Source organism: Actinomyces polynesiensis, assembly GCF_000820725.1.
Classification (GTDB): Bacteria; Actinomycetota; Actinomycetes; order Actinomycetales; family Actinomycetaceae; genus Pauljensenia; species Pauljensenia polynesiensis.
This window is the reverse complement of the sequence record NZ_CCXH01000164.1, coordinates 1-8,389: the sequence shown is the minus strand read 5'-3', so window position 1 is coordinate 8,389 and position 8,389 is coordinate 1. Positions and strand designations below refer to the sequence as shown.

Here is an 8,389-nt window from a genome sequence, read left to right as displayed (position 1 = left end):
CCGACGCTACAACGACGACCTGCGCCTCGCCCACGTCCTGGCCGACCAGGTGGATGCGCTCACCCTCTCCCGTTTTCGGCGCCCAGGACCTGGTGGTGGAGTCGAAACCGGACATGACCCCCGTGACCGACGCGGACCGCGCCGCGGAGGACCTCCTGCGCTCCCAGCTCTCCCACACACGTGGCCGCGACGCCGTCCTCGGTGAGGAGCGCGGAGCCAGTGGGCACTCCACCCGTCAGTGGGTCATCGACCCGATCGACGGGACGAAGAACTTCGTGCGGGGCGTGCCCGTGTGGGCCACCCTCATCGGTCTCGTCGAGGACGGCGAGGTCGTCATGGGCGTCGTCTCGGCCCCGGCCCTCAAGCGCCGGTGGTGGGCCGCCCAAGGGCAGGGCGCGTGGACGGGCACCTCCCTCATGCGTGCCAAGCGCATGCAGGTCTCCTCCGTGTCCGACCCGGGCGAGGCCTCCCTGTCGTACTCCTCCCTCGACGGCTGGCTCCACCACGGACGTGGCGGACAGTTCCTGGAGATGCAGTCCTCCTTCTGGCGCACCCGTGCGTTCGGAGACTTCTGGAGCTACATGCTGGTCGCCGAGGGCGCCGTCGACGTCGCCTGCGAGCCCGAGCTCGAGGTCCACGACATGGCCGCCCTCGTCCCCATCATCACCGAGGCGGGCGGTCGCTTCTCCTCCCTCTCCGGCCTCGACGGTCCCTGGGGTGGCAGTGGTCTGGCCACCAACGGTCTCCTCCACGAGGCCGTGATGGAGGCCCTGGACTGGCCCGACGACCCGCGCAGCGAGGAGGTCGAGTGGATCCAGGGACAGGGCGAGGACGCCGACGGAACCACCGGCGCGGACGGGGCCGCCGACGGCCACGGGGTCACCGACGGCCACGGGGCCACCGACGGGCACGACACCGCCCCTGCCGGCTCCTGACTCCCCCACCCCCGCCGAGGTCCGCTCACTTCCGGGCGTGAGGTCCGCTCTCCCCTGCCGGGAGTCCCCTCCCGTCCCCGGGCCACCACACCGGCAGCTGGTCGTGCTCACTCGCCGGCGGCGGGCCCCTGCGAGGAGGGACGGCGCGGTGCCACGAGGTACTCACGCTCGGAGATGTCGAACCACTCGAGGGCGTGCTCCCACAGCGAGGCGACGGCCTCGTCCGCCCCGTCCTGGTCCTCGGCCGCGATGACGGCCGCAACGGCCTCCTCCGCGTCCGGGTTGTCGACGAGGATGGCGCGCACGTCCTGCCAGGCGAGCTGACCGGGCGCGACCTCCGCGATCTGCGAGGTCGCGTCCGCGGGATCCACGACCGCCACCGTGTGGGCGTCGGCCTCCGCGGCGAGCACGATCCTCCGTCTGGCCTCGGGTCCCGAGGCGTCGCGCAGCCTCATCAGGGATGAGAGGGCGGCCTCCGTCTGGGCGGCGTCCTCGAGGACCTCCGCGTCCTCGGCCGTCGACCCCTCCGGGACGACCGCGGTGAAGGCGTTGGCCATCGGGGGCCGGTCGTCGACGAGGTCCGAACTGATGGCCGGGATGTACACGCGCATGGCGTCAGTGTCGCACACCGCCCACCGACGGTCCCCGGAGCCCCTGACGGCTCCGGTGCCACCCGACGTGCGGGAGGTCGGGTCCCTCCCCTGACCTCTGCCCCGCCGCGGACCTCAGCCCCGGACCCGCCCTCGTCGTCCCGCACGCCCGGCACCACCCCCACCGACACCCCCCACGTCCTCCGCGAGGGCGACCAGGGCTCGGGACGCCTCGCACCCGGGGGACAGGTCCACGACCGGACCCGCGCGGAGGAGTGCCGCCGGGACCGCCTCGTCGCGGGGCACGAGGTGGACGCGCCGGTCGGGCAGGACCACCGAGACAGCATGTGCGACGGCGGTCGCCGGGCGTCGCCCCGAGGCCTCCCTCGAGATCTGGTTCGCCACGACCACCGGGGAGGAGGGCGCGCCGAGTTCCTCCCACCACTGGTGGGAGAGCGCCAGCCGGTTGATGCCCACCGGATCGCCGCGGCACACGACGAGGGCGGACCCGACCACCCTCAGCACTGCCGCGACCACCTCGTCACGACTCCCGCGCTGACGTGTGCGCGCAGGCACCGGGTCCAGTGTCCCCGCCGGGAGGTCGACGACGACGAGGTCCGCGATCCGGCCCAGGACCTCCAGCACGGCGCGCACCGATTCCGGGGAGACCTCGTTCCACCTCTGGGGCACCGAGAGCCCGGTGAGCACCGCGAGCCCGTCCGAGACGGGGACGAGGGCGCGGCCCGCCTCCTCCTCGCCGAGCGCGCCCCGTGCCGCGAAACGGGAGAGAGCCGCCAGACCCGGGGCGTCCACCGGCAGGCCGAGCATGTGCGCCAGGGAGGGCGAGGAGGTGTCGGCGTCGACGAGGACCACCTTCCTCCCCCGTGCCAGGACCGAGGCGAGGTTCAGGGCCACCGTGGACCGGCCGGGTGCCCCGGAGGTCCCCCAGACGGCGAGCAGCTGACCCGTCCCCTCCGGCTCCCCCGGCTCCCCCGTCGGCGCTCCGGGCGGCACCGTCGTGCCGGCGGGGGAGACGGACGCACCGACCTCCCCCGTCGCGGTCGTGTGCCCGCCGCCCGGCTGTGCCCCGGGGAGGGAGGCCGACTCGACGAGGTCGAGGAGTGCCTGCACGACCTCCTGGGGGTGTCCGGGCCCGACGACGGCATCGGCTCCCATCGCCCACAGGGGCCCGACCTCCCGGGGACCGGCGAGGACGAGCACCGCCATGCCCTCCTCGTGGAGCTCCTCGACGACCACGGCGTCGAGGTCCGGGTCCTCGCCGTCCACGACCCCCAGCCCGGCGAGTCCGGCCCGCGCGGCGGCGCGGACCTCCGCCAGGTCCGCACACCGCCTCACCACGACCAGCGGCCCGGCCTCCGCATCGATCGCCTGGACGAGGGCGCCCTCGAACTCCGCGGGGGCGAGGATCGCCACGCCCCGGCGCGCGCTCATCCGCCCACGGGGACGGCGGTCACCACACCGTCCCCTCCCGTCGCCTGGAGGACGGCCGGCAGGTCTGCGACCGGGAGACGCACCTCGATCCGCGTGCCCCCCTGGCTGACGATCGCCCCGGTGGCCTCGGAGACCCTCACCAAGGTGACCTCCCCGGCGACGAGTTGTGGGGCCTGCTGCCCGGTGCCGGCGCGGGAGGTCGGCACGAACCACAGCTCCAGTCGGGTCCCCGGTGTGGCCGAGTCGGGCAGGCCGGAGGAGACGGTCACCATGAGCCTCCTGAAGGAGGTGTCGACCTGTGTGGAGACCGCGGCTCGCGCCACGAGCTCACCACTGTCCATCGAGCGGGTCGCCACGGCTCCCTCGGGCAGGTCCCCATGGGGGAGGTAGGCGTCCGAGGCGGTGCGCACCTCGACCATGCGGGTGTTGGTCGCGTCGACCGCCTCGCCGACGGCCACTGCCCGGGTCACCTGGTAGTGCCGCGTGCCGCCCCTCGCCCGGTCCACCAGGAGGGTGCACACGAGGACGGACACGACGATCAGGACGACGCCCACCACGAAACGGGGGTCCCTCCAGACCCCGGGTCGCCTCCTCGCGACCACCGACCGCTTCAATGTGACCACTGACACATCATGCCCAATGTCGTCCCACTTGTGAACCTCGTCCACAGGGAGCGGTCGCGTCCCGGACACGGACCCGGCGCGGACCGGGCGGGTCCACACACGAACGGGCTCCCGTGACACGGACTGACACCGAATGGCATCATGGTGCCATGGACCCTCGCTTCCTCACCCTCGCGGATGTCGCCAAGACACTCAACCTGACCATGTCCGCGGCCCGGGCACTCGTCACCTCCGGTGAACTGCCCGCGATCCAGGTGGGGGGCAAGAAGGTCTGGCGCGTGGAGTCCTCAGCCCTCGAGCAGTACATCCAGGACCAGTACGCGCTCGCCCGCGAGCGCACCCACGCCCACACCGCCGACTGATCCGCGCTCCCGCACCGACCGGACCAGGACCGATGAGCCACGCACCCGGACACCGACGGGCACGCCACACCTGGACAGCGCTGCGCTCCGGACTGGTCGGCGGAGCCCTGGTGCTCCTGGCCGTCCTCGCCCTCGTCTCGATGCACTCCCTCGGTCCGACGGGCCCCTCCGTCGAGGTGGCGCACGCTGGCCTCCCGTCCGGGGTGGCTGCGCAGGCCGCACACGAGGCGCAGGCCCCACACGACGCGCGGGCCCCACACGACGCGCGGGCCCCGCTGCCCGCCCCGGCCGCGCACCACGACGGTGCGGAGTGCACCGGATGCGCGGGGGACCACTCGGACGCCGTCATGGTGTGCGCCCTGTTCCTCGTCCTGGCCCTCACCGCCGCCGTCCCGCCTGCGCTGCGCGCCCTGCGGGCACCACTGCGCGGCCTGCCCACCCACTCCGGTCCCCTCCCGTCGACCCGCGGACGGGTGCGGACACCCTCCCTCCTCGTCCTCTGCGTCTGTCGGACCTGAGTCCCACGGTGGTCACGTGCCTGCCCCTCTGCGGGTCCTCCCCCAGCGGGGACCCCGGCGACGGGCCGACTCCTCCGCACCGTGCCACCTGCTCCGGGACACCGGGGACGCGCCGCGTCCCCCACACCACGACTGACAAGGAACTCCGATGGACACACCCCGTACCACGACCCGCCCTGCCCGCCTCCGACGCACGGGAGCCCTCCTGGCGGCGGCGCTCGCCCTCCCCCTGGCGCTCTCCTCCTGCACGACGGGTGCGGCGGCGTCGGGGGACCCGACCCCCGGGACCCCGGCCACCGCCGGCGCCACCACCGACGCCGTCACGGCCGGCACGATCCTCTCCTCCCACGGCATCACCACGACCGATGTCGTGGAGGTCATCGACACCCTCGACTCCCAACCACTGGACGAACGTCCGGAGGGGCTCACCGCCTCCGTGCGCCCCCGGGAGCTGCTGGTCTCCGACGACCAGGGCCGACAGGCCTCACTGCCCCTGCCCGAGGACCGCTTCTACCTGTCGGTGGCCCCGTGGGTGACCGGCACGCACGACTGCTTCTTCCACAGCCTCACCACCTGCACCGGTGAACTGCGCGACACCACGGTGCACGTGCGGGTCACGGACGGGGCGACGGGCGAGGTCCTCGTGGATGCCGACCTGCGGACCCACGACAACGGCTTCGTCGGCCTGTGGCTGCCCCGCGGCATCCAGGACGCGACGCTGAGCGTGGAGGCCGGTGGGCGCTCCGCGACGACGCAGTTCTCGACCGGCGGCGACGAGGACGCCACCTGCCTGACGACCCTGCAGCTGGGCTGAGGGGACACCACACCGGGGGCCGGGGGGGGATCCGTCCTCCCCGGCCCCCGGAACCCTTCACGCCAACATCCCCATCAGGCGGATCCTGCGGACCCCTGCCAGGGACAGGGAGACGACGGCCACGCCTCCGCTCCGGTGACGGAGGTCCCCGGCGGTGGCACCAGGGTCCGGCTCGAGGTCGAAGTGGTCGGCGAGCACGGCACCCACCACACCCTGGTGAAGACCCGCATCATGGTCGATGACCACCCCCAGCCCCTGGTCGGCCGCCTCCCTGAGCACGTGGTCCAGCCCCACGGTGTCCCCGAAGCCGATACCGCCCGCCACCGCGCCCCCCATGGGCCACGCCGCGACCACGGCCGCCGTGGGCACCAGCGAGTCACCCCCGCGTGTCCGCAGGAGCACCCACGACTCCGCGACGTCCACCACCTCCCCCGTGAGGCGTTCACCCCCGCGGACGAGGACGGTCAGTTCGGTCCCCCGCATGGCGACCATCCGCGAGGAGAACGTCACCCCGGCACGCTCGGCGTCCGTGAGCTCACCGACCAATGCGTCGACCTCGTCGCGGCGGTGGGCGTCGAAACGCCCGGCCAGGTCGGCCAGGAAAAGTTCGAGGTCCATCGCCCGAGTCTCACACAGTCCACCGTCCCGGACGACCCCTTGACCCCAGATCCTCCATGGTCCATGCTCATTCGACACGCACTGACACCATCTGGCTCTGTCTGGGAGGACTGGAAGCATGTCGACTGGATTCGGACACACGAGCGGGGCACACGCGGGTGCCCCGCACCCACCGACGGACCGCGGGACCACACGGGGCACGGCCCCCACCCACCCCCCACCGCCGGGGAGTCGGGCCGCCGAGCACCTGCTCGCCCTCCTGGGGGCACCGGCGCTCGCGGCACTGCTCATCGCACCCACCCGATGGGACCTCGAGGTCCTGCGTTCCGACCCGGTCCTGGGCCCGGTCGCCCTGCTGTGCGCGACGGGCGCGGTCCTGCTCGGGTGGAACCTCCTGTTCCTCGTCACGGCATTCCTCGCCACCAGTCGGCACCTGCCCCGACGGGCTGCCCGGGCGCTCTCCGGCCTGGTGGAGACCCTGGGGTCCTCCCACTCCCGCTCACTGCTCGCGCGCCGCAGCGCCGCGGCCGCACTCGGGACAGGTCTCGTGCTCTCGGTGGGGTCGGGAGCAATGGCCTCGGCCCCACGGGCCTGGGCCCATCCCCTCACGGCGTCCCCGTCCGTGTCCTCGGCTGAGGCTCCGGGGGACGGGCCTCCGGAGGACCTCGGGTGGGGGGCCGCCACCGGGACCGCGGACGCCTCCGTCCCCTCGCCACCGGCCACCGCGACCACCACCGCGCTCACGACGTTCCCGGCGCGGGAGGGGAGCTCCCGCGGCTCGCGTCATGTCGTCTCCGTCGGGGAGAGCCTCTGGTCGATCGCCGCCGAGCACCTCGGTCCGGACGCGGGTCCCGATCGCGTCGCCTCGCTGTGGCCGAGGATCCACGCCGCGAACATCGCGGTCATCGGGGACGACCCCGACCTCATCCACCCCGGTGCCGAACTCGTCATCCCCGGGGGCGCGTGATGGGCGCCGTCGGCGCGGCACGCGCGGGAACGAGGCACTCCCGGCGCGGGGACGCCCACATCCGCTGGGACATGCGTCGCGACATGAAGCCGGGCGACGTGGGGGACATCGAGGAGCGCCTGCGTCCCGATCCCCTCAATCCCCTCCCCCGCCGGCCGCCTCCCGACCCGGAGGCCTGGGCGGCCGGACTGGCCCGCGGCGTCGTCGAGATCCTCCTCGGGCTCAGGCCGCTGCCCCAGCTGCGCCGGTGGGTGGTGCCGGGCCTCTACGAGGAGTTGGGGGCCGTGGTCCCGCTCGCGGCAGGGGCGAGGATCCGTGCCGGTTCCTGCCGGGTGCTCTCGGCCCGGGCCTGCGAGGTCCGTTCCGGGGCGGTGGAGGTGTCAGTGGTGGTGGCGACCGGATCGCGGGCCCGGGCGGTCGCCGTCCGGTTGGAGGAGTTCCGCGGGAGGTGGCTGGCGACCGCGTTGGACGTGGCGTGAGGGGCGGGTGGGGTGGGGCACGTGCCCCACCGCACCCGCACACGCCTCAGCGGCGCTTCTTCGACTTCTTCGCCGCGGCCCTGCGCTGGGCGCGGTTCGTCCCGCCGGTGGAACCCGCCGAGGAACCACCACCGGCGCCGCCGGCCGGGGCCTCCTCACCGTCGGAGCTCGTGTAGCGCAGACGTGTCTGGCGCTTCTCCCGCCCGACATTGCCCATCACGGACGCGGCACGGGCCAGCGCCGCGGACTCCTGCTGGCGCTGCTCCTCGGCCGCGGCCCGGGCGGTGGCCTCCGCGGTCGCGACCTCCTCGGCCGCCGCCTCGACGGCCTCCTCCGCACGTTCCTCGGCGGCGTCGACGGATGCCTGGACGACCCTCTCGGCCGCTCCGACCGTCGCGGAGGAGCCCTGCAGTTCCCCGGCCTTCTCCAGGGCCAGGGCGAACTGGCGGGAGTAGGCGAAGACCTGCTGGACGGACTCCTCGCGGATGCGCTCCATCATGGACTGGAACATCTGGGCGCCCTCGTCCTTGTACTCGACGAGCGGGTCACGCTGGCCCATCGCGCGCAGCCCGATGCCCTCCTTGAGGTAGTCCATCTCGTAGAGGTGCTCGCGCCAGAGACGGTCGACGGTGGCGATGAGCACACGACGCTCGAGGGTGCGCATCGGCTCCTCACCGAGCTGCTGCTGGGCGAGCGGGTTGGCGTCCAGGGCCAGCTCGTTCTCCGCGTAGACCGACTTGATGTCCCCCGAGAGCTCGAAGACGAGGTCCTCACGCGTCAGGGACCCGTGACCGCCGTGGGCCTCCTCGACCTCGTCGGGGGTGACCGAGGGTGGGTAGTAGCTGCGCAGGGCGCCCCACAGCTCGGGCAGGTCCCACTCGAGGGCGGAGGAGTCCTGCGTGTACTGCGTGGCCAGGGATGAGACGAGGCCCTCCATGAACCACGTCATCTGCTCCTTGAGGTCCGCCCCCTCGAGCACCTGGCGGCGCTGGGCGTAGACCAGCTCGCGCTGCCCCGTCATCACGTCGTCG

9 protein-coding genes and 2 pseudogenes are annotated in these 8,389 nt (G+C 73.5%); 6 read left to right on the top strand and 5 right to left on the bottom strand.

The window, feature by feature from the left end; all coding sequences use genetic code 11:
• A pseudogene (locus TA90_RS07175) lies at positions 1–773 on the top strand (inositol monophosphatase family protein); the annotation flags it as partial.
• A 269-nt stretch (positions 774–1,042) separates the two neighbouring features.
• Here the strand turns inward: TA90_RS07175 and TA90_RS07170 are convergent.
• The 3 genes from TA90_RS07170 to TA90_RS13210 form a co-directional block, all read right to left on the bottom strand.
• Positions 1,043–1,546, bottom strand: a complete 504-nt coding sequence (locus TA90_RS07170) for a DUF6912 family protein (RefSeq protein ID WP_052450625.1) — start codon at positions 1,544–1,546, stop codon at positions 1,043–1,045.
• Between the two features lie 114 nt (positions 1,547–1,660).
• Entirely contained in the window at positions 1,661–2,977 is a 1,317-nt protein-coding gene (locus tag TA90_RS07165; protein WP_147513419.1) for a CpaE/TadZ family protein, read from the bottom strand.
• Positions 2,974–3,600 carry a hypothetical protein gene (locus TA90_RS13210; RefSeq protein ID WP_147513418.1) on the bottom strand — a complete coding sequence of 209 codons (627 nt, stop codon included), beginning with the start codon at positions 3,598–3,600 and terminating at the stop codon, positions 2,974–2,976. Before TA90_RS13210 ends, TA90_RS07165 begins: the two co-directional genes overlap by 4 nt.
• A 149-nt stretch (positions 3,601–3,749) precedes the next feature.
• Here TA90_RS13210 and TA90_RS07155 point away from each other — a divergent pair, with 149 nt between their 5' ends.
• The 3 genes from TA90_RS07155 to TA90_RS07145 all read left to right on the top strand — a co-directional run bounded on the left by TA90_RS07155 (position 3,750) and on the right by TA90_RS07145 (position 5,294).
• The gene (locus TA90_RS07155; protein ID WP_043535398.1) at positions 3,750–3,962 is read left to right on the top strand and encodes a helix-turn-helix domain-containing protein; all 213 of its coding nucleotides are present in this window, start codon (positions 3,750–3,752) and stop codon (positions 3,960–3,962) included.
• Positions 3,963–3,994: 32 nt separating this feature from the next.
• Positions 3,995–4,480: a hypothetical protein gene (locus TA90_RS07150; protein WP_043535396.1), complete on the top strand. Its 486-nt coding sequence runs from the start codon at positions 3,995–3,997 to the stop codon at positions 4,478–4,480.
• A 148-nt stretch (positions 4,481–4,628) separates the two neighbouring features.
• Positions 4,629–5,294, top strand: coding sequence for a CueP family metal-binding protein (locus TA90_RS07145; RefSeq protein ID WP_052450622.1), 666 nt, complete (start codon positions 4,629–4,631; stop codon positions 5,292–5,294).
• A 57-nt stretch (positions 5,295–5,351) separates the two neighbouring features.
• Here the strand turns inward: TA90_RS07145 and TA90_RS07140 are convergent, their stop codons facing one another.
• A complete protein-coding gene (locus tag TA90_RS07140) occupies positions 5,352–5,912 on the bottom strand; it encodes a hypothetical protein (RefSeq protein ID WP_043535395.1) in 561 nt (186 codons plus the stop codon).
• Between the two features lie 118 nt (positions 5,913–6,030).
• On the opposite strand from TA90_RS07140, the gene TA90_RS07135 reads away from it, so the two are divergent.
• Positions 6,031–6,879 carry a LysM peptidoglycan-binding domain-containing protein gene (locus tag TA90_RS07135; protein WP_043535394.1) on the top strand — a complete coding sequence of 283 codons (849 nt, stop codon included), beginning with the start codon at positions 6,031–6,033 and terminating at the stop codon, positions 6,877–6,879.
• Positions 6,879–7,358 (top strand): Rv3235 family protein, encoded by a 480-nt coding sequence (locus TA90_RS07130; protein ID WP_052450621.1) that lies wholly within the window; start codon positions 6,879–6,881, stop codon positions 7,356–7,358. Before TA90_RS07135 ends, TA90_RS07130 begins: the two co-directional genes overlap by 1 nt.
• Before the next feature lie 46 nt (positions 7,359–7,404).
• On the opposite strand, the pseudogene TA90_RS07125 reads toward TA90_RS07130, so the two are convergent.
• Positions 7,405–8,389 (bottom strand): annotated as a pseudogene (locus TA90_RS07125) (preprotein translocase subunit SecA); the annotation flags it as partial.

What these genes read in the sequence shown, in the direction of transcription:
- TA90_RS07140 (WP_043535395.1), bottom strand. Translation starts at nt 5,912, where the DNA reads ATGGACCTCGAACTTTTCCTGGCCGACCTGGCCGGGCGTTTCGACGCC.
- TA90_RS07135 (WP_043535394.1), top strand. Translation starts at nt 6,031, where the DNA reads ATGTCGACTGGATTCGGACACACGAGCGGGGCACACGCGGGTGCCCCG.
- TA90_RS07165 (WP_147513419.1), bottom strand. Translation starts at nt 2,977, where the DNA reads ATGAGCGCGCGCCGGGGCGTGGCGATCCTCGCCCCCGCGGAGTTCGAG.
- TA90_RS07155 (WP_043535398.1), top strand. Translation starts at nt 3,750, where the DNA reads ATGGACCCTCGCTTCCTCACCCTCGCGGATGTCGCCAAGACACTCAAC.
- TA90_RS07145 (WP_052450622.1), top strand. Translation starts at nt 4,629, where the DNA reads ATGGACACACCCCGTACCACGACCCGCCCTGCCCGCCTCCGACGCACG.
- TA90_RS07150 (WP_043535396.1), top strand. Translation starts at nt 3,995, where the DNA reads ATGAGCCACGCACCCGGACACCGACGGGCACGCCACACCTGGACAGCG.
- TA90_RS07130 (WP_052450621.1), top strand. Translation starts at nt 6,879, where the DNA reads ATGGGCGCCGTCGGCGCGGCACGCGCGGGAACGAGGCACTCCCGGCGC.
- TA90_RS07170 (WP_052450625.1), bottom strand. Translation starts at nt 1,546, where the DNA reads ATGCGCGTGTACATCCCGGCCATCAGTTCGGACCTCGTCGACGACCGG.